The following is a 19,349-nucleotide window of genomic DNA, read 5'->3' as shown; positions in this document are numbered from 1 at the left end:
GTGGACCTGTAAAAACGACTCGGACCGGAACAATGGTTCCACCGGGTGGCACAGCACACATCGCGGACGGCGAAGATCGGGGCCAGGGTGTCTTCATGCGTGTCTTCCGGAAGACGCGGGGGGCACGGGCGCGAGGTGCGCGGCGCCCGCGGCCCGCGGTGCTCCGCCGGCTCCGGGCGGGCGGGCTCGGCGCGCTGTGGACGCGCCGGCCGCGCCGGTCCCGCGGCGGCCCGGGACGCCGATGGCGCGGGCGGTTCCTGCCGTGGGGTGCGCGGGCGCCACGCGCGCCCGGCCTCCCGGACCGGCTGCCGCGGACCGTGCGCGTGCTGCTCGGCTGTGTGCCCGGCCTCGCCGCCGGCCTCGCGCTGGTGATGTGCGCGGCCACGGTGGACCGCACGCGGACCGAGCCCGCCCCGCCGTCCGCCGCCCGGCCCGCGGCGGCCCACCCCGGCCCCCGGCCCCCGATCGTGCCGCGCTCGACGTGGCTGGACGCCGCGAGCACGCACGCTCAGCCGGCGCCACGCTACGACGACCGGGTCGTCGCGGTCTTCGTCCACCACACCGATTCGCCGAACGACTACGACTGCGCCGACGCGCCCCGCATCATCCGCGACCTCTACGCGGGCCAGACGGGCGCCAAGGACTGGGACGACATCGGCTACAACTTCCTCGTCGACCGCTGCGGCACCATCTACGAGGGCCGCGCGGGCGGCATCGACCGGCCCGTCACCGGGGCGCACACCCAGGGCTTCAACCACCGCACCGCCGGGGTCGCGGCCATCGGCACCTTCACGTCCGGGACGCCGGTGCCGCGGGCGATGACGGACTCCATCGCCCGCCTCGTCGCCTGGAAGCTCGGGATCTCCGACACCGACCCGCGCGCCACCGTGCGGCTGCGCTCCAGCAACAGTCTGAGCCGGTTCTCCGCGGGCACCTCCGCCGCACTGCCCACCGTCGCCGGGCACAACGCCGCGTTCATGACCACCTGCCCCGGGGCGGCGCTGACGGCCCGGCTCCCCGCGATCAGGGACGAGGCCGCCCGCCTCCAGGGGCGCTGAGGCCCACCGCGCACGCCACGCGGGCGGCGCCCGCACAGCCACAGCCGCACCGCAGGCGGCTCACAGGCTCCGCAGAGCCGGGCCTCCTACCGTCGTCGTAGGCACTGACCGGAGGTGGGGATCATGACGAACGGCGGGACGAGGACCACGCCCGGGGTGGCCGGCTGGGCCAGGACGGCGCGCAGTCCGTGGACGGTGGTCTGCGCGGTGGCGACGGTCGTCCTGGGGCCGGCGGCGGTCACGGCGTCCGCCCTGGACCAGGCGAACGCGGCACCGCTGCACCACGCCGTACGGGCCGAGCAGCCCCAGGCCCACCTCCCGCCGGAGACCGGTCGCCGACGCGCGGCGGCATGAGGGGAGGCGGACGCCCGGTGGCGGGCGGGCCGCCGGACGGCCGTGACGGGCGGGACGGTGGCACCGGGACGGCGGGCCGGCCGCTGAGTCCGCGTCAGTCCCTGAAGCGGTCCCACAGCTTGGGGTAGCGGTCCGCGATGACCGCCTCGTTCTCGAAGTCGAGCGGTGTGCCCTCCGGTTCCGCGGCGGCGGGCGGGATGCCGAGGTCGGGCGCGACGGCGCCGGTGAGCTGCTCGTAGGCCTCGTCGGCCGAGTAACCCAGCTCCTCGCCGTCGCCGTCGATCTCCTCGTCGAAGTCGTCCAGGAGGTCGGCGAGGGAGTCCGGGTCGTGCACCGCGCCCTCGAAGACCTCCCGGCCCTGGCCGATCAGCCAGCACCGGAAGAAGTCGAAGGCGTCGTCGCTGGCGCCGTCGAGCAGCACCCAGGCGGCACCCCACAGGTCCCAGCGGTACGCGCGGTTGTAGCGGGACTCGAAGTGCCGGGCGAAGTCCAGGACCAGATCGGGGTCCAACTGCACGAGCCGCTCGACGAGCAGGTCGGCCTGCTCCTCGGGATCGCCCTCGGCGGCCGCACGGGTGGTGTCCACCAGCTCCCAGAACTCCGTCTCGTCCATCACGGGTCCAGCATCGGGCCTGGACGGGAGGGACGCACGTGGAGTGGAGCAGATTGTTATGCGTGCACATGCCGAAGGTAAAACCGCCGGGTTCATACGCATTTCAAGCGCATTTCAGGAGTGCTCCGCGGCGGGGGAGGGCCCGTCGGGGTCAACTCGCCCGTACAGAGCCGCGAGCCGGGCCGCGTCCTTCGCGAAGCGGTCCCGCAGCGCCGCCGGGGAGAGCACCTCCACGTCCGGCCCGAGCCCCATGAGCTGCGTGCGGGCGACCTCCTCGGACTCGACGGGAAGCGTGACGGTCAGCCAGCCCCCGTCGTCGGGGGCGCCGCACTCCTCCAGGGCCTCCTTCGCCGAGGGGAGGCCGACGGCGTACGGCAGTCGTCGTACGCCGTCCGGGGACAGCCGCACGACGACCTCGGACCGCAGGATGGACCGGGCGAACTGCTCGGCCCGCTCGTCCCAGAACGCGCGCAGATCGAAGTCGTCCTCCCGCCGGAACCGCTCGTCGGCGGTGTCGACGCTGCTGAACCGGTCGATGCGGTACACCCGGAACGACCCCGCGTCGGGCACCCGCGCGCACACGTACCAGACGCCCGCCTTGAGGACGAGGCCGTACGGCTCCAGAGCGCGCCGCACCTCCTCCTCGCCGCGCCGGTACCGTGCCACGACGAGCCGGTCGTCCCAGACCGCCTCCGCCACCGCGGGCAGCAGCTCGGGTGTCTCGGGCTCGCTGAACCAGGCCGGCGCGTCCAGATGGAACCGCTGCGCCGCCGTGCGCGAGGCGTCGCGCAGGGACGGCAGCAGCGCCGCGGACACCTTCAGCCGGGCCGCCGACGCCGTGTCCTCCAGGCCCATCTCGCGCAGCGCCCCCGGCACCCCGCTCAGGAACAGTGCCTCCGCCTCGCTCCGCGCGAGTCCCGTCAGCCGCGTGCGGTAACCGCCGACCAGGCGGTAGCCCCCGGCGCGGCCGCGGTCCGCGTACACCGGGACGCCCGCCTCCGAGAGCGCCTGTGCGTCGCGCGTGACCGTCCGCTCGGACACCTCCAGCTCCCGCGCCAGCTCGGCGGCGGTCATCGACGCCCGCGACTGGAGCAGCAGCACCATCCTGATCAGCCGGGCAGCACGCATGGGTTCATGATGCCGGGCACCACTGACAACGGACCGACGGGACAGGGGCCGGAAAACGCGCGGGGGCACGGCGACCGCCGTGCTCCCGCACCGGATCGCCGTGCCCCGCACCGGGTGACCCCGGAACTCCTCGGGTACTACAGGCCGTAGCGCTCCCGGGCCTCCTTCACGGCCGACGCCTTCACCTCGCCGCGCCGCGCGAGCTGTGCCAGCGCCGCGACGACGATCGACTGGGCGTCCACCCCGAAGTGGCGGCGGGCCGCCTCACGGGTGTCGGACAGACCGAAGCCGTCGGCACCGAGCGAGGAGTAGTCCTGCTCGACCCACTGCGCGATCTGGTCCGGGACCTGGCGCATGTAGTCGGAGACCGCGAGGACCGGGCCCTCGGCACCCTGGAGCGCCTGGCGCACGAACGGCACCCGCTCCTCGCCGCGCAGCAGTGCCGCGTCGGCCTCCAGCGCGTCGCGCCGCAGCTCGGTCCAGGAGGTCGCGGACCACACGTCGGCGGCCACGCCCCACTCCTCGGCGAGCAGTTTCTGGGCGTCGAGCGCCCAGTGGATCGCCGTGCCGGAGCCCAGCAGCTGGATGCGCGGGGCGTTCGCGACGGGGGACAGGCCCGCCGACTCGGCCGTGTTGAAGCGGTACAGGCCCTTGACGATGCCTTCGTCGATGCCGAGGCCGGACGGCTTGGCCGGCTGCGGGATCGGCTCGTTGTAGACCGTCAGGTAGTAGAAGACGTTCGGGTCCTCGCCCGGGGCGGCCGCGCCGTACATCCGGCGCAGACCGTCCTTGACGATCGTCGCGACCTCGTAGGCGAACGCCGGGTCGTACGTCAGCGCGGCGGGGTTGGTGGCCGCGATGACGGGGGAGTGACCGTCGGCGTGCTGGAGGCCCTCGCCCGTCAGCGTCGTCCGGCCGGCCGTGGCGCCGACCAGGAAGCCGCGGCCGAGCTGGTCGCCGAGCTGCCACATCTGGTCGGCCGTGCGCTGCCAGCCGAACATCGAGTAGAAGATGTAGAAGGGGATCATCGCCTCGCCGTGCGTGGCGTACGCGGTGGACGCGGCGATGAAGTCCGCCATGGAGCCGGCCTCGGTGATCCCCTCGTTGAGGATCTGGCCGTCCTTGGCCTCCTTGTAGTACATCAGCTGGTCGCGGTCGACCGGCTCGTACGTCTGGCCCTTGGGCGAGTAGATGCCGAGGGACGGGAAGAGGCTCTCCATGCCGAAGGTGCGCGCCTCGTCCGGGACGATCGGCACCCAGCGCCTGCCGGTCTCCTTGTCGCGGACCAGGTCCTTGACCAGGCGGACGAACGCCATGGTGGTGGCGACGTTCTGCGAGCCGGAGCCCTTGTCGAAGGAGGCGAACGCCTTGTCGGCCGGGGCAGGGAGAGGGGCGAGTGCGTGCGTGCGGCGGGCCGGGGCCGGGCCGCCGAGGGCCGCGCGGCGCTCCTGGAGGTAGCGGACCTCGGGGGAGTCGGCGCCCGGGTGGCCGTAGGGCACCGTGCCGTCGGCGAACAGGCTGTCGGAGATGGGCAGTTCGAGCAGGTCACGCATCTGCTTGAACTGGTCCGTCGTCAGCTTCTTCATCTGGTGGTTGGCGTTCTTGGACGCGAAGCCCTCGCCGAGCGTGAAGCCCTTGACGGTCTGGGCGAGGATCACGGTCGGCGCGCCCTTGTGGGCCAGGGCCGCCTTGTACGCGGCGTAGACCTTGCGCGACTCGTGACCACCGCGGGAGAGGTGGAAGCACTCCAGGATCTTGTCGTCGCTGATCAGCTTCGCCATCTCGACGAGCGCCGGGTCGGCGCCGAAGAAGTCCTGGCGGATGTAGGCGGCGTCGCGGGTCTGGTACGTCTGCACCTGCGCGTCGGGTACCTCGCGCAGTCGGCGGACGAGCGCGCCGGTGGTGTCGAGCTGGAACAGCTCGTCCCAGGCCGTGCCCCACAACGACTTGACGACGTTCCAGCCGGCGCCGCGGAACTGGGCCTCCAGCTCCTGCACGATCTTGAAGTTGGCGCGGACCGGGCCGTCGAGGCGCTGGAGGTTGCAGTTGATGACGAAGGTGAGGTTGTCGAGGCCCTCACGCGAGGCCAGCGCGAGTGCCGCCGTCGACTCGGGCTCGTCCATCTCGCCGTCGCCGAGGAACGCCCACACGTGGGACTGGGAGACGTCCTTGATGCCGCGGCTGGTGAGATAGCGGTTGAAGCGCGCCTGGTAGATGGCCGACAGCGGGCCGAGGCCCATGGAGACCGTCGGGAACTCCCACAGCCAGGGCAGGCGGCGCGGGTGCGGGTACGACGGCAGACCGTTGCCCCCGGCCTCCTGGCGGAAGTTGTCGAGGTGCTGCTCGGTCAGCCGGCCGTCGAGGAAGGCGCGGGCGTAGATGCCGGGGGAGGCGTGGCCCTGGATGTAGAGCTGGTCGCCGGACCCGTCGGCCTCCTTGCCCTTGAAGAAGTGGTTGAAGCCCGTCTCGTAGAGCCAGGCGGCGGAGGCGAAGGTGGCGATGTGGCCGCCGACGCCGTGCTTGCTGCCGCGGCTCACCATCGCGGCCGCGTTCCAGCGGTTCCACGCGGTGATCCGGCGCTCCATCTCCTCGTCGCCGTCCACGACGGGCTCGGCGGCGGTGGGGATGGTGTTGACGTAGTCGGTCTCGAGCAGCTTGGGCAGCGCCAGACCGTTGCCCTCGGCACGCTCCAGAGTGCGGCGCATCAGGTACGCGGCACGGTGCGGCCCGGCTGCCTTGGCGACGGCGTCCAGGGAGGCCTGCCATTCGGCGGTCTCCTCCGGGTCGCGGTCGGGGAGCTGGTCGAGCTCGCTGGGCTGGATCGCGGTGGGGTCGGTCATTGCGCCGCCTTCCGGATGCGGAGGGGGGTTCCCTCGTCGGTAAGGGGTTTTCGGGGGTGCCCTTGGTCTTTGGCAGGACAGGGCGGCGGGCTCTTGTGGGAGCCCGACGTGACTGTAACTCCCTGATCGATGATCGATCAAAGGGTTGAAGGGGAAAACCTCTTCAGACCGAGAAAGTCGGCACGGGGTGCCTTCGTGCCAGGCACGCGGTGCCTTGAAATCGAAGGTTTTCGCAGGTGGAACGACGTCTGAGCATGCGGGCGCTCCGCTGTTCAGGGCCTCGGCGCGCAGCCCAGCACATGCGCCTTCACGAGGTCGGCGATCAGCGGGTCACGGCGCCGGAAGGCGTCCACGAGAGCCTCGTGCTCCTCCGCGTACGACTGCTGGACCGTCCCCAGCCAGCGGATGGACAGGGCCGTGAAGACCTCGATGCCCAGGCCCTCCCAGGTGTGCAGGAGGACGGAGTTGCCCGCGGCGCGCACCAGTTCGCGGTGGAAGGCCACCGTGTGACGGACCTGCCCGGTGCCGTCCGACAGCCGGTCGGCCTCGTACAGCGCCGTGACGTGCGGCTCCAGCGCCGAGCAGTCCTCGGCGAGCCGCTCGGCCGCCAGCTCCGCCGCGATGGCCTCCAGACCCGCCCGCACCGGGTAGCTCTCCTCCAGGTCGGCTGCGGTCAGGTTCCGCACCCGGACGCCCTTGTTCGGCGCCGACTCGATCAGCCGCAGCGACTCGAGCTCACGCAGAGCCTCCCGCACCGGCGTCTGGCTGACCTCCAGCTCCGTCGCGATCCGCCGCTCCACGATCCGCTCGCCCGGCTTCCAGCGCCCGCTCACGATCCCCTCCACGATGTGCTCGCGGATCTGTTCGCGCAGCGAGTGGACGACGGGCGCGGTCATGAGGGCTCCTTCGGAGGCTCTGAATCCAATATTGCGGCCCGAAGGGCCTCGTTGAGGGGCGGTAGCGGTGCGGCGGGCGGGCTCCGGTGCCGTTCGACGTTTAGACAATAAGGCCGCACCGCTGCCGGTGAGGGGCGCTCGGGGGCGCTTTCGTGCAGGTGAGACGAGACTTACACGCTGTCAGGGCGTCCACGCCTGTAAAGACCCGTACCGGGTGGTGCCCGGACCCGTCACGTCCGTGTCACCCCGAGAACCCACGGGGCCCCGTCCGCAGTGGCGAGGGGCAGAGGGGTCGCCGCCGTCGGCACCCCCGCCAGGTCAGGGGGATGTCATGAAGGGTCGGGTACGCGCACTTCGCTGGGCGGTCGTGGCGGTGGCGGCAGCGGCGCTCGTGGGCACGGCGACCGGCTGCCGGCCGATGGACACGGGCGCCGCCGCCCCGTCCGGCGGCACCCGCGCCCCGGGCTCCGCGCCCGCCGCGGGGGCCGCCGGTCAGCCCGCGGGACCCGGCGGCGCCTGCGTGTTCGTCAAGCCCGACGGCGCGCAGAAGTTCGGTCACACCGGCTGGGGCTTCCGCGTCACCGGGACCGACCGCTGGGAGTACGGCGCGGTCGAGAACCCGAGCAACGCCCTGTACACCCCGCCCGGCGGCGACATCGGGGCCTGGCACGCGCAGGGCTCCTACGCCCGGATGCTCAGCGACATGTCCCGCGACGCCCACTACCCCGGTACGTCCTCGCACCCCTACAGCCGGTACCGCTGCACCGGCTCGCCGGCCGGTGACGTCGCCGCGGCGCGCGCGATGATCCGCACGGTGGAGAGCCGCGGCTTCCTCGTCGGCGTCGACCCCGCCACGGGGGAGCTGGGCTCACGGGACTGCCTGGACGCCACGTACGACGTGCTGAAGGCCTACCGGGCGCGGCATCTGACGCCCGCCTACCGGACGGAGATCCCCAACGTGTGGGTGGAGACGCTGGTGCTGTGGACGGACGAGAAGCTGACACCACGCTAGGCCCTGTCCTGTCCGACCCCGCAAACACGCCGCCCCCGCCCGGAGTCCCGGACGGGGGCGGCGCGCTGGCGCGGGTGAGGACTACAGGCCGAGCTCGACCTCGAACTCGCCGGCCTCCAGGATCGCCTTGACGGCGGTCAGGTAACGGGCCGCGTCGGCGCCGTCCACCAGACGGTGGTCGTAGGACAGGGTCAGGTACGTCATGTCGCGGACGCCGATGACCGTGCCCTCCTCCGTCTCGATGACGGCCGGACGCTTGACCGTGGCACCGATGCCCAGGATCGCGACCTGGTTCGGCGGCACGATGATCGTGTCGAACAGCGCGCCGCGCGAGCCGGTGTTGGAGATGGTGAAGGTCGCGCCGGACAGCTCGTCCGGGGTGATCTTGTTGGCGCGGACCTTGCCCGCCAGGTCCGCCGTGGCCTTGGCGATGCCGGCGATGTTCAGGTCGCCCGCACCCTTGATGACCGGGGTCATCAGGCCCTTCTCGGAGTCCACCGCGATACCGATGTTCTCGGAGTCGAAGTAGCTGATCGTGCCCTCGGCCTCGTTGATCCGGGCGTTGATGACCGGGTGGGCCTTCAGCGCCTGGGCCGCCGCCTTCACGAAGAACGGCATCGGGGAGAGCTTGACGCCCTCGCGGGCCGCGAAGGAGTCCTTCGCCTGCGCGCGGAGCTTCATCAGGCGGGTGATGTCGACCTCGACGACCGAGGACAGCTGAGCCTGCTCGTGCAGGGCCTTCACCATGTTGTCGCCGATGACCTTGCGGATGCGAGGCATCTTGACGGTCTGGCCGCGCAGCGGCGAGACCTCCAGGGCCGGGGCCTTCTTGGCGGCCGGAGCCGCGGCGGCGGGAGCCGGAGCGGCAGCGGCGGCCTTCGCGGCCTCGGCGGCGGCGATGACGTCCTGCTTGCGGATACGACCGCCGACGCCGGTGCCCTTGACGGAGGCCAGGTCGACGCCGTTCTCGGCGGCGAGCTTGCGCACCAGCGGGGTCACGTACGCACCCTCGTCGGTGGCGGCGGCCGGAGCCGGGGCGACCGGGGCGGGGGCGACCGGCGCGGGAGCCGGAGCGGCGGGCGCGGCCGGAGCCGGGGCCGCGGGCTGGACCGGAGCCGGGGCGGCGGCGGCCGGGGCCGGAGCCGCGGGAGCCGGAGCCGGAGCAGCGGGAGCCGGAGCGGCGGGGGCGGGCGCCGGGGCGGCCGGAGCCGCGGGCGCGGCGGCGGCGGGAGCGGCACCGGGCGCACCGATGACGGCGAGCTTGGCGCCGACCTCGGCGGTCTCGTCCTCGCCGACCACGATCTCCAGCAGGACGCCGGCCACCGGCGCGGGGATCTCGGTGTCGACCTTGTCGGTGGAGACCTCGAGCAGCGGCTCGTCCTCCGCGACCTCCTCGCCGACCTGCTTCAGCCAGCGGGTGACGGTGCCCTCGGTGACCGACTCGCCCAGCGCGGGCAGCACGACGTCGGTGCCGGAGGCGCCGCCGGCCGGGGCGGCGGCAGGGGCGGGGGCGGCGGCGGGCGCCGGAGCCGCGGGGGCCTCGGCGACCGGAGCCGGGGCGGCGGGGGCCTCGGCGGCAGCCGGGGCGGGGGCGGCGGCGGGCGCGCCCGTGCCGTCGTCGATGACGGCCAGCTCGGCGCCGACCTCGACCGTCTCGTCCTCGGCGACCTTGATGGACGCCAGCACACCGGCGGCGGGGGAGGGGATCTCGGTGTCGACCTTGTCGGTCGACACCTCCAGCAGCGGCTCGTCGGCCTCGACGCGCTCGCCCTCGGCCTTCAGCCAGCGGGTGACAGTGCCCTCGGTGACGCTCTCACCGAGCGCCGGAAGGGTTACGGAAACCGCCATGGTTTCTGTTGCTCCTTACGATGGGATCTCCCCGGTCCGAGCGGTGTCGAGAGCCCGGGGAGGGTGCGGAAGTCTGTGGTCGTCGCGCCCAGGTGCGACGCGGTGACTGAGATCGGCGCGAGCCGGATCAGTCGTGCGAGTGCAGGGGCTTGCCCGCGAGGGCCAGGTGGGCCTCGCCCATTGCCTCGTTCTGCGTCGGGTGGGCGTGGATGAGCTGCGCCACCTCGGCGGGCAGCGCCTCCCAGTTGTAGATCAGCTGGGCTTCGCCGACCTGCTCGCCCATACGGTCGCCGACCATGTGGACGCCGACCACGGCACCGTCCTTCACCTGGACGAGCTTGATCTCGCCCGCGGTGTTCAGGATCTTGCTCTTGCCGTTGCCCGCGAGGTTGTACTTCAGGGCGACGACCTTGTCCGCACCGTAGATCTCCTTGGCCTTGGCCTCGGTGATACCCACGGAGGCGACCTCCGGGTGGCAGTACGTCACCCGCGGCACGCCGTCGTAGTCGATCGGAACGGTCTTCAGACCGGCCAGACGCTCCGCCACCAGGATGCCCTCGGCGAAGCCGACGTGCGCGAGCTGGAGCGTGGGGACCAGGTCACCGACGGCGGAGATCGTCGGGACGTTCGTCCGCATGTACTCGTCGACCAGGACGTAGCCGCGGTCCACCGCGACGCCCTGCTCCTCGTAGCCGAGACCGGCCGAGACCGGGCCGCGGCCGACGGCGACGAGCAGGACCTCGGCCTCGAACTCCTTGCCGTCGGCGAGGGTGACCTTGACACCGTTCTGGGTGTACTCGGCCTTCGAGAAGAAGGTGCCCAGGTTGAACTTGATGCCGCGCTTGCGGAACGCGCGCTCAAGAAGCTTGGAGGAGTTCTCGTCCTCGACCGGGACGAGGTGCTTGAGGCCCTCGATGACCGTCACGTCGGTGCCGAAGGACTTCCACGCCGAGGCGAACTCGACGCCGATGACGCCGCCGCCGAGCACGATCGCGGACTGCGGGACGCGGTCCAGGACCAGCGCGTGGTCGGAGGAGATGATGCGGTTGCCGTCGATCTCCAGGCCGGGCAGCGACTTCGGCACGGAGCCGGTCGCCAGCAGCACGTGGCGGCCCTGGATGCGCTGGCCGTTCACGTCGACCGACGTCGGGGAGGACAGCCGGCCCTCACCCTCGATGTAGGTGACCTTGCGGGAGGCGATCAGCCCCTGAAGGCCCTTGTACAGGCCGGAGATCACGCCGTCCTTGTACTTGTGGACGGCCGCCACGTCGATGCCCTCGAAGGTGGCCTTGACACCGAACTGCTCGCTCTCGCGGGCCTGGTCGGCGACCTCGCCGGCGTGCAGCAGGGCCTTGGTGGGGATGCACCCACGGTGCAGGCAGGTACCGCCGACCTTGTCCTTCTCGATCAGGGCGACGTCCAGGCCCAGCTGCGCTCCGCGCAGCGCCGCGGCGTAACCGCCGCTACCGCCGCCGAGGATCACTAGGTCGAAAACGGTGCTGGCGTCGTTCGCCACGTCACGTCCTCCATGCATGTGCGCCGTACGCCGGGCACCTTTGTCCCTTGCGGGTGGTTGACCGGTCGGTCGGCTGGTGTCCGGCCGCTCTTTCTTCGGCCCTGTGGTGGGGGCCCTGTCCTGCCGAGAACCCATCTTTGCACTTGTCGAGGGCGAGCGAGACGCCGGGCCGGTCTCTCGGACGTCTGATCCATCACGTCGACGGGGTACGGGTGCACCAGAACCTGCGGATTTCGTCGAGGGCGAAACCCTCGTGCGGCCGAACGGACGGCCCCGGGGCGGCGACGCCCCGGGGCCGTGCACGGGCAGGGGCCTCAGCCCAGGTCGCCCGCCGCCGTCAGCTCGGCGAGCCGGACCAGGGTGCGGACCGCGGAACCGGTGCCGCCCTTGGGGGTGTAGCCGAAGGGACCCGCCTCGTTGAACGCCGGGCCGGCGATGTCGAGGTGCGCCCAGGTGATGCCCTCGCCGATGAACTCGCGCAGGAACAGGCCGGCGACCAGGCCACCGCCCATGCGCTCGCCCATGTTGGCGATGTCGGCGGTCGGGGAGTCCATGCCCTTGCGCAGGTGCTCGGGCAGCGGCATCGGCCAGGACTCCTCGCCGACCTCCTCGGCGGCCTCGACGATCGAGCCGCGGAACGCGTCGTCGTTGGCCATCACGCCGAAGGTGCGGCTGCCCAGGGCGAGCACCATCGCGCCGGTCAGCGTCGCCACGTCGACGATCGCGTCCGGCTTGTCCTCCGACGCCTTCCACAGCGCGTCGGCGAGGACCAGCCGGCCCTCGGCGTCCGTGTTGAGGACCTCGACGGTCTTGCCGCTGTACATGCGCAGCACGTCACCGGGACGGGTGGCGGAACCGGAGGGCATGTTCTCGGCCAGCGCGAGCCAGCCCGTGACGTTGACCTCCAGGCCCAGACGCGCGGCGGCGACCACGGCGGCGAAGACCGCCGCGGCACCGCTCATGTCGCACTTCATCGTCTCGTTGTGGCCGGCCGGCTTGAGGGAGATGCCGCCCGAGTCGTAGGTGATGCCCTTGCCGACGAAGGCCAGGGACTTCTTCGCCTTGGGGGAGGTGTACGACAGCTTCACCAGGCGGGGAGCGGCGGCCGAGCCCGCGCCGACGCCGAGGATGCCGCCGTAGCCGCCCTTCGCCAGCGCCTTCTCGTCGAGCACCTGCACCTTGATGCCGTGCTCCTTGCCGGCCGCGGTGGCGACCGCGGCGAAGGCCTCCGGAGTGAGGTCGTTCGGCGGGGTGTTGATGAGGTCGCGGGCGCGGTTGAGCTCCTCGGTGACGGCGGTGGCGCGCGCGACGGCCGCCTTGTACGCCGCGTCGCGGGGCTTGCCGCCGAGCAGGGTGACCTCGGCCAGCGGAGCCTTGCCGTTCTTGGCGGCGCTGCCGCCCCGGCCCGTCTCCTTGTACGCGTCGAAGGCGTAGGCGCCGAGGCGGGCACCCTCGGCGACGGCACCGGCGTCGGCGGCGTCCGTGACCGGCAGGGCGAACGCGGCCTTCTTGGCCCCGGCGAGGGCGCGGGCGGCGACACCGGCGGCGCGGCGCAGCGCCTCGGCGGAGAACGACTCGTCCTTCTCCGGGACCGCTCCCAGGCCGACGGCCACTACGACGGGGGCCTTGAAACCGGAGGGCGCGGGCAGCTTGGTCACCTCGCCCTCGGCACCGGTGGCGCCGAGGGTCTCCAGGATCGCGGCGAGCCCGCCGTCGTACGCCTTGTCCACGGCCTCGGCGCCCGGTGCGACGACCGGGCCCTTGGGGCCCTTCGCGACACCGACGACGATCGCGTCGGCCCGCAGACCGGACGCTGCGGCGGTGCTGAGAGTGAGAGCAGTCACGGTGGTGAAATCTCGCTTCCGTTGAAGTTGCTGTGGCCGAGTGGGGTTGGGTCGACCGGGCCCGACGGCTGACCTTAGAACCGGCCTGAGGGACGGTCCTTGCCGGGGCCCTCGAAGGGACGGGCAAGTTCCCGGGACGAGCCTACGCTCGGGGCCGGGTTTCGCTCATTCCTGCGGACGTTCACCGTCTGGTGGCGCAGCGGCCGGTTCTCGTCCCTCACTCCCGGTGTCCTGAGCCACACTCATCGTGTTCTCGTGAGCGCAACGCTCACGTCTTCGCATCATTTCCACGGATTCTCCTCGGTCTCGGACCAAACGGCCGGAAGAGGATCTTTCGAGGGGGAGGGACAACACATGGCGCAGAGTGCGCACCGAAGGAGAAACGCGGCCGCCGTCGTGGCGGCCACCGGACTGCTCGCGCTGGGACTGGGGGCTCCCGGCGCCGCGGCGGCCACCACACCGCGCATCGACCTCAAGGTCCTGGTCGTCGACAACGGCGGCGGCCAGGTCGGAGCCATCGCCGCCGAGCTGAAGAACACCGGCATCCCGTACACCACGGTCGACCTGGCCGACTCGGGCCGCCCGACCATCGACGCGGCCTTCCTGAGCGACACCGTGAACGGCACGCCGCGGGCCAAGTACCAGGCCGTCGTCCTGCCGAACGAGGCGCCGTTCGGCCCGGGCTCCGCCGAGCAGACGGCCCTGGAGGCCTACGAGAAGACGTACGGGATCCCGCAGGTCGACGCCTACACCTGGGCGCACCCGGAGGTCGGCCTCGACTACACCGACCAGAACGGCGGCTGGTCCGGCGTGCTGGACGGCGTGCGGACCCAGGTCACCACCGCCGGCCGGTCGGGCCCCTTCGGCTACCTCGACGGACCGCTGACCTTCGAGGACAACGACCCGGCGGTGCAGGAGAGTTACGGCTACGCCGCCCATCCGCGGGAGGGCTTCACCAGCTATCTGGACGCGCCCAGCGGCGGCAGCATGCTCGGCGAGTACGCGCACGACGGGCGCCGCGAGCTCGTGGTGACCTTCGCGTACAACCAGTACCAGCAGCAGTTCAAGGTCCTCGCCCGCGGCATCGTCGAATGGCTCACCCAGGGCGTGCACCTCGGACAGAGCCGCAACTACTTCTCCGTCCACGTCGACGACGTCTTCGCGCCCGACGCCCGCTGGGACACCGAGCGGAACTGCACCCCGGGCGACATCGACTGCGTGGGCGGCGGCGAGGAGACCGCGCCGATCCGGATGACCGCGGACGACGCCGCCTACGCCGCCCAGTGGCAGCAGAGCAGCGGCTTCACGCTCGACATGGTGTTCAACGCGGGCTCCGGCGAGGAGTGGAAGACCGAGAACGGCGGGACCGACCCGCTCGCGGCGAAACTGCTCGCCGACAAGGCCAAGTACCGCTGGGTGAACCACACCTACACCCACAAGTTCCTCGGCTGCGTCCAGGACACCACGACCGTGCCGTGGACCTGCGCCAAGAACGCGAACGGCTCGATCCAGTACATGAGCCGCTCCGACATCTCGGCGGAGATCCGCAACAACTACAACTGGGCCGTCGGCAAGGGGCTCCCCGTCGACCGCACCGAACTGGTCACCGGTGAGCACTCGGGCCTGAAGACACTGCCCCAGCAGCCGGCCGACAACCCGAACCTCGCCGGCGCCCTCGCCGACAACGGCATCAAGTGGACCGGGTCCGACAACTCCCGCGAGCCCGCGCAGCGCGCGGTCGGCAACGCGCTGACCGTGCCCCGCTACCCGATGAACGTGTACTACAACGTCGGCACGGCGGCCGAGATGGCCGACGAGTACAACTGGATCTACACGTCCAAGGCCGACGGCGGCAGCGGCATCTGCGAGAACAACGCCACGTCCACCTGCCTGCCGGTACCGCTCGACACCGCCACCGGCTACGCCTCGTACATCGTCCCGCAGGAGGCCCGCATCGCGCTCGGGCACGCCATCGGCAACGACCCGCGCCCGCACTACGTCCACCAGTCCAACCTGGCCGAGGGCCGGATCCTGTACCCGGTCCTGGACAAGGTCCTCGACGGCTACAAGGCGATCTACGCCGACAACTCCCCGCTGGAGAACCCCCGTCAGAGCGCCGTCGGCACCGAGCTCCAGCGCCGGGCGGCCTGGCAGACCGCGGTCGCGAACGGCCGCGTCACCGCCTACCGGATCGGCACCACCGTCACCGTCACCGCCCCGTCCGGGACCCAGATCCCGGTGACGGCGCCCGAGGGGACCAAGAAGCAACTCCTCATCGGCACCACCGCGTTCGGGACACCGTACGGGGGCGAGCGCTCGGCCTGGACCACGCCGGAACTGCTGCAGACCGCTCTCAAGCTCACCCTGCCCTCCGCCTAGGACGGCAGCTCACCCGCACGACGCGCACCCCGGCCCGCAACGGCCGGGGTGCGCTCCGAGCCGTGATCAGGGGGTCTGGGGGCGACGGTTCCCCCAGAACGAACAGGCACAGGGGGAACACGCATGATGCGCAACGGCCGTCATGTCACCATGCTCACCGAAGGCACCTATCCACATGTCCACGGCGGCGTCAGCACCTGGTGCGACCAACTCGTCAGGGGCATGCCCGAGGTCGACTTCCACATCGTCTCGCTCACCGGCAGCGGCCGCGAACCCGTCACGTGGGAGATGCCGCCCAACATCTACCGGCACACATCCGTGCCGACCTGGGGCCCGCGGCCGGGGCGGGCACGGGCGCCACGCGGCCGGTCCCGGCGCCGTTTCACCGAGGCCTACGAGCGTCTCCTGCTCGCCTTCCTCGACCCGGACACGTCCGAGGACTTCGGCGCGGCCCTGTACGAACTGGCCGAACTCGCCCGCGCGGGAAGCCTGTCGGCGGCCCTGCGCACCGAGGACGCGCTGCGCTCGCTCATGTGGATCTGGACACTGCCGCACCTGCCGACGGCCGAGGCCCGGCCCACCGTCCACGACGCGCTGACCGCCACGGACCTGCTGGAACACGCGCTGCGCCCGCTCGGCGTCCGCATCCCCGAGGGCTGTGTGGCGCACGCCGTCAGCAGCGGTCTCGCCACCCTGCCCGCGCTGGCCGCGCATCACCTCGACGGCGTCCCGTTCCTGCTCACCGAGCACGGCATCTATCTGCGCGAGCGCTACCTCGGCTACCGCGGTGACGAACAGCGCTGGCCCGTCAAGGCGTTCATGCTCGCCTTCTACCGCGAGCTGAACTCGCTGGGCTACCGGGCCGCCGACCTGATCACCCCGTGCAACCAGTACAACCGCCGCTGGGAGGAGCGCGGCGGCGCCGATTCCGACCGGATCCGCACGGTCTACAACGGCGTCGACCCGCACGCCTTCCCGCACGCCGGCCCCGAACCCGACGTCCCCACCCTCACCTGGTGCGGGCGCGTCGACCCCATCAAGGACCTGGAGACCCTGCTGCGGGCGTACGCCATGGTGCGCGCCGAGCTCCCCGAGACCCGGCTCAGGCTGTTCGGCCCGGTCCCGCCCGGCGGGGAGGCCTATTGCACCCGTCTGGAGAAGCTCGCCGCCGAGCTGGGCGTGACGGACGGGCTGACCTTCGAGGGCCGCATCAGCGAGGTGTGGCGCGCGTACGCGGCGGGTCACGTCGTGATGCTCTCCTCCATCTCCGAGGGCTTCCCCTTCTCGATCATCGAGGCGATGTCCTGCGGCCGTACGACGGTGTCGACGGACGTCGGCGGAGTGCGCGAGGCGGTCGGCGACACCGGTCTCGTGGTCCCGCCGCGCGAACCCGAGAAGATGGCCGCGGCGGCCCTCACCCTGTTGCGCGACGACGAACGGCGCCGGGAGCTCGGCGAGTTGTCCCGCAGCCGGGTGATCGACCGGTTCACGCTGCGCCGCTCCGTGGACGCCTTCCGGACGATCTACCAGGAGCTCGCCGGGCAGCCCGAGGTGTACGAGCCCGCCGTCGAGACCGTCGCCGACTGGACCGCCGAACTGCGCGACCCCTGGTACCAGTCCGTCGCCACGGACGGGACCGGCTGGTGAGCGAACCGCTGCGGGTGTCGCCCGGCACCCACGAGGAGACCCTGTCCCAGGTGCCCCGGCAGCGTCGCTCGCCGAGCTGGGCGGGGCCCGACCCGGTCGAGGAACTCGCCGAACGGCTGGAGGAGTTCATCGCGTCCGCCGTGCACCCGGACGAGGTGGCCGCCCTGCTCGAGTCCGACGGCATGTCGGACGGCCGGATCCGTGAGCACTACGGCGTGGAGAACTCCTTCGCCCTCGCCGAGCAGTTGTACGCCCGGGTCGATCGCCACTACCCGGAGCCGGCCGCTCCCGTCCGCGACCCGTGGGCTGTCGGCCTGCTGGGCTGTCTGCTGCGGGGCGTCGTGTTCGCCCTCCCGGCACTCGCCTATGTCCTCGGGGCGCCTCTCCTGGCCGGCCCGAAGGACACGTTCGGGCTCCCCGCCGGGACCGTCCCGCTGCTCGCCGGCGCACTGTGCGGCTGGACCTGGAACCAGGGACTGGCCCACCGGGCGTACTCCTGGCTGGGTCTCGGCGACCGGTCCGCCGCCCGCCGCAGTCTCCTCCTCGGCGCACCGGCGGGTGCGCTGCTCGGCGCCCTGGTCGCCGTGGCGGTGGCGGGCACCGCCCATCCGGCCGCGGCGGTCTTCGCCACCGGGCAGTCCTGCTATCTGGGCGCGGCCACCGTCCTGCTGGTGACGGGCCGCGAACGCGCCCTGCTGATCGCCCTGCTGCCGATGACGGCGGGCGCGCTCCTGGACCTGGCGCACCCGGTGCCCGGACCCGTCGGAACCCTTCTGCTGCTGGGCTCCCTGGCCGCCGTGGTGGCCCTCGCTCTGCGTGAAGTCGCCCCCGCCGTCAAGAAGTCGGGCGGCGCATGGACGGCGGGCCTCGTCGCGCTGCTGCCCTTCGGGGCGTTCGGCGCGGCGCCCCGCCGAACGCGCACCGCGGCACCCGGGCTCGCCGGCTCCGTGCCGTACGCCCTGTTCGGCCTGGGCAGCGGGGTCCTCGTGGTGTACGCGGCGCTCGCGGACGTCCTGGCGGGCGGGCGCAGCGCGGTGGCGGCACCCGCCGCCGTGGCGCTCACCCTCAGCATGGGGCCCGCCGAATGGCTGCTGCACCGCTTCCGTAGCGGCAGCCTCGCCGGACTGCGCTCCAGCAGCACGCCGAGGGCGTTCCGGCGCAGCACGGCACGCACGGTGGCCGTGTGCCTGGCGGGCTACCTGGCCGTGCTGCTCGGCCTCGCCCTCGCCATCTCCGCCGTGTGGCCGCACGGGCCGGGCCTCGGCGGGGTACGCCTGGCCGCACTGCTCCTGCTGGGGGTGGTCCTCTGGACGGGGCTGCTGCTCCAGTCGTTCGGCGGCGTCGTCGGCGCGGCGTCGGTCTGCTGCGTGGCGGCGCTCGCCCAGACGGCCGGGCTCGTCACGCACCCGGGCGGCCCGCACTGGGTGGCGGCGGCCGTGTACGGCGCGGCGGCCGCGGCACAGGCCGGGCTCGTCTGCAGTCTGCTGGGAAGGGCGACCGCGCACCGATGAACACCCAGGGCACCCTGCTGGTGCCGTACTACGAGCACCCTCGCGTCCGCCCCGCCGCATGGGAGGCGCTCCTCGCCGCCGCGCCCCGCCTGCACGGCGTCGTGCTGAACCCGGCCAGCGGCCCCGGCGAGCACCCCGACGGGGCCTTCGCCGAGATCGCCGGGCGGCTGCGCGCGGCCGGCGTCCGGGTGCTCGGGTACGTCGACACGGGCTACGGCCGCAGACCGCGCGCCGCGGTCGTGCACGAGCTGTCCCGGCACCGCGCCTGGTACCGGGCCGACGGTGCGTTCCTCGACCAGGCCGCCGCGTCCGACGCCGAGTTCGACCACTACCGGCGGCTCGCCACGGACGCCCGGGAGCTGGGCTGCGGCACCCTCGTCCTCAACCCCGGCACGGCGCCGCACCCCGCGTACGGCGGCATCGCCGACGTGCTCGTCACCTTCGAGGGCGGGTGGGACACCTATCGAGGTGGCCCGCTGCCGCCGTGGACGGGGACCGGCGCACGGGTGTGCCACCTCGTCCACGGTGTGCCCGCGGGCACCGACGTGGCGGCGCGCGCCCGGGACCGGGGCGCCGCACTGCACTGCGCGGTCCCCGGGACCGGGGCCCACCCGTGGGGCACCCTGCCGTACGGCCTGGAGCCCGCCCCGCCGTCCGCCGACGGATGACCGGGGCCCCTTCCGGTCCGGCCGCTCGGCAACAG

14 protein-coding genes are annotated in these 19,349 nt (G+C 72.5%); 7 read left to right on the top strand and 7 right to left on the bottom strand.

What is annotated here, in order from left to right; translation table 11 throughout:
- Positions 1-323: 323 nt before the first annotated feature.
- Both BKI49_RS09760 and BKI49_RS09755 read left to right on the top strand, forming a co-directional pair.
- Positions 324-1,058 (top strand): peptidoglycan recognition protein family protein, encoded by a 735-nt coding sequence (locus tag BKI49_RS09760; protein WP_257004684.1) that lies wholly within the window; start codon positions 324-326, stop codon positions 1,056-1,058.
- Positions 1,059-1,181: 123 nt separating this feature from the next.
- The gene (locus BKI49_RS09755) at positions 1,182-1,412 is read left to right on the top strand and encodes a hypothetical protein (RefSeq protein WP_095933827.1); all 231 of its coding nucleotides are present in this window, start codon (positions 1,182-1,184) and stop codon (positions 1,410-1,412) included.
- A 94-nt stretch (positions 1,413-1,506) separates the two neighbouring features.
- Here BKI49_RS09755 and BKI49_RS09750 read toward each other — a convergent pair whose 3' ends face one another.
- The 4 genes from BKI49_RS09750 to BKI49_RS09735 all read right to left on the bottom strand — a co-directional run bounded on the left by BKI49_RS09750 (position 1,507) and on the right by BKI49_RS09735 (position 6,889).
- A complete protein-coding gene (locus BKI49_RS09750; protein ID WP_095933826.1) occupies positions 1,507-2,025 on the bottom strand; it encodes a DUF4240 domain-containing protein in 519 nt (172 codons plus the stop codon).
- A gap of 114 nt (positions 2,026-2,139) precedes the next feature.
- Positions 2,140-3,153: a helix-turn-helix transcriptional regulator gene (locus tag BKI49_RS09745; RefSeq protein WP_095933825.1), complete on the bottom strand. Its 1,014-nt coding sequence runs from the start codon at positions 3,151-3,153 to the stop codon at positions 2,140-2,142.
- A gap of 137 nt (positions 3,154-3,290) precedes the next feature.
- On the bottom strand, positions 3,291-5,993 hold the full coding sequence (aceE, locus tag BKI49_RS09740; RefSeq protein ID WP_095933824.1) for a pyruvate dehydrogenase (acetyl-transferring), homodimeric type: 2,703 nt from the start codon (positions 5,991-5,993) through the stop codon (positions 3,291-3,293).
- A gap of 272 nt (positions 5,994-6,265) precedes the next feature.
- Positions 6,266-6,889 (bottom strand): GntR family transcriptional regulator, encoded by a 624-nt coding sequence (locus tag BKI49_RS09735; protein ID WP_095933823.1) that lies wholly within the window; start codon positions 6,887-6,889, stop codon positions 6,266-6,268.
- A 331-nt stretch (positions 6,890-7,220) separates the two neighbouring features.
- On the opposite strand from BKI49_RS09735, the gene BKI49_RS09730 reads away from it, so the two are divergent.
- The gene (locus BKI49_RS09730) at positions 7,221-7,901 is read left to right on the top strand and encodes a hypothetical protein (protein ID WP_257004683.1); all 681 of its coding nucleotides are present in this window, start codon (positions 7,221-7,223) and stop codon (positions 7,899-7,901) included.
- A gap of 81 nt (positions 7,902-7,982) precedes the next feature.
- On the opposite strand, the gene sucB is transcribed toward BKI49_RS09730, so the two are convergent.
- The 3 genes from sucB to BKI49_RS09715 form a co-directional block, all read right to left on the bottom strand.
- On the bottom strand, positions 7,983-9,749 hold the full coding sequence (gene sucB, locus BKI49_RS09725) for a 2-oxoglutarate dehydrogenase, E2 component, dihydrolipoamide succinyltransferase (protein WP_095933822.1): 1,767 nt from the start codon (positions 9,747-9,749) through the stop codon (positions 7,983-7,985).
- Positions 9,750-9,876: 127 nt separating this feature from the next.
- The gene (gene lpdA / locus BKI49_RS09720) at positions 9,877-11,265 is read right to left on the bottom strand and encodes a dihydrolipoyl dehydrogenase (RefSeq protein WP_095933821.1); all 1,389 of its coding nucleotides are present in this window, start codon (positions 11,263-11,265) and stop codon (positions 9,877-9,879) included.
- Between the two features lie 314 nt (positions 11,266-11,579).
- Positions 11,580-13,109 (bottom strand): leucyl aminopeptidase, encoded by a 1,530-nt coding sequence (locus BKI49_RS09715; protein ID WP_095933820.1) that lies wholly within the window; start codon positions 13,107-13,109, stop codon positions 11,580-11,582.
- A 354-nt stretch (positions 13,110-13,463) separates the two neighbouring features.
- Between BKI49_RS09715 and BKI49_RS09710 the strand changes: the two genes are divergently transcribed.
- The 4 genes from BKI49_RS09710 to BKI49_RS09695 all read left to right on the top strand — a co-directional run bounded on the left by BKI49_RS09710 (position 13,464) and on the right by BKI49_RS09695 (position 19,314).
- Positions 13,464-15,488: a hypothetical protein gene (locus BKI49_RS09710; protein WP_095933819.1), complete on the top strand. Its 2,025-nt coding sequence runs from the start codon at positions 13,464-13,466 to the stop codon at positions 15,486-15,488.
- 123 nt (positions 15,489-15,611) lie between these two features.
- A complete protein-coding gene (gene pelF / locus BKI49_RS09705; protein WP_095933818.1) occupies positions 15,612-17,135 on the top strand; it encodes a GT4 family glycosyltransferase PelF in 1,524 nt (507 codons plus the stop codon).
- Entirely contained in the window at positions 17,132-18,646 is a 1,515-nt protein-coding gene (locus tag BKI49_RS09700; RefSeq protein ID WP_095933817.1) for a hypothetical protein, read from the top strand. The genes pelF and BKI49_RS09700 overlap by 4 nt, the downstream gene beginning before the upstream one ends.
- The gene (locus tag BKI49_RS09695; protein WP_095933816.1) at positions 18,643-19,314 is read left to right on the top strand and encodes a spherulation-specific family 4 protein; all 672 of its coding nucleotides are present in this window, start codon (positions 18,643-18,645) and stop codon (positions 19,312-19,314) included. The genes BKI49_RS09700 and BKI49_RS09695 overlap by 4 nt, the downstream gene beginning before the upstream one ends.
- The last annotated feature ends 35 nt before the right edge of the window (positions 19,315-19,349 follow it).

Origin of the sequence: Streptomyces sp. Tue6028 (assembly GCF_002300165.1) — a bacterium.
Lineage (GTDB): Bacteria > Actinomycetota > Actinomycetes > Streptomycetales > Streptomycetaceae > Streptomyces > Streptomyces siamensis.
The sequence above is the reverse complement of the archived record's forward strand: the minus strand, read 5'-3'. Positions and strand labels throughout refer to the sequence as shown.

Coding starts and splice junctions, on each gene's coding strand:
- BKI49_RS09755 (WP_095933827.1), top strand. CDS start 1,182: ATGACGAACGGCGGGACGAGGACCACGCCCGGGGTGGCCGGCTGGGCC.
- BKI49_RS09750 (WP_095933826.1), bottom strand. CDS start 2,025: ATGGACGAGACGGAGTTCTGGGAGCTGGTGGACACCACCCGTGCGGCC.
- BKI49_RS09745 (WP_095933825.1), bottom strand. CDS start 3,153: ATGCGTGCTGCCCGGCTGATCAGGATGGTGCTGCTGCTCCAGTCGCGG.
- aceE (WP_095933824.1), bottom strand. CDS start 5,993: ATGACCGACCCCACCGCGATCCAGCCCAGCGAGCTCGACCAGCTCCCC.
- BKI49_RS09735 (WP_095933823.1), bottom strand. CDS start 6,889: ATGACCGCGCCCGTCGTCCACTCGCTGCGCGAACAGATCCGCGAGCAC.
- BKI49_RS09730 (WP_257004683.1), top strand. CDS start 7,221: ATGAAGGGTCGGGTACGCGCACTTCGCTGGGCGGTCGTGGCGGTGGCG.
- sucB (WP_095933822.1), bottom strand. CDS start 9,749: ATGGCGGTTTCCGTAACCCTTCCGGCGCTCGGTGAGAGCGTCACCGAG.
- BKI49_RS09710 (WP_095933819.1), top strand. CDS start 13,464: ATGGCGCAGAGTGCGCACCGAAGGAGAAACGCGGCCGCCGTCGTGGCG.
- pelF (WP_095933818.1), top strand. CDS start 15,612: ATGATGCGCAACGGCCGTCATGTCACCATGCTCACCGAAGGCACCTAT.
- BKI49_RS09695 (WP_095933816.1), top strand. CDS start 18,643: ATGAACACCCAGGGCACCCTGCTGGTGCCGTACTACGAGCACCCTCGC.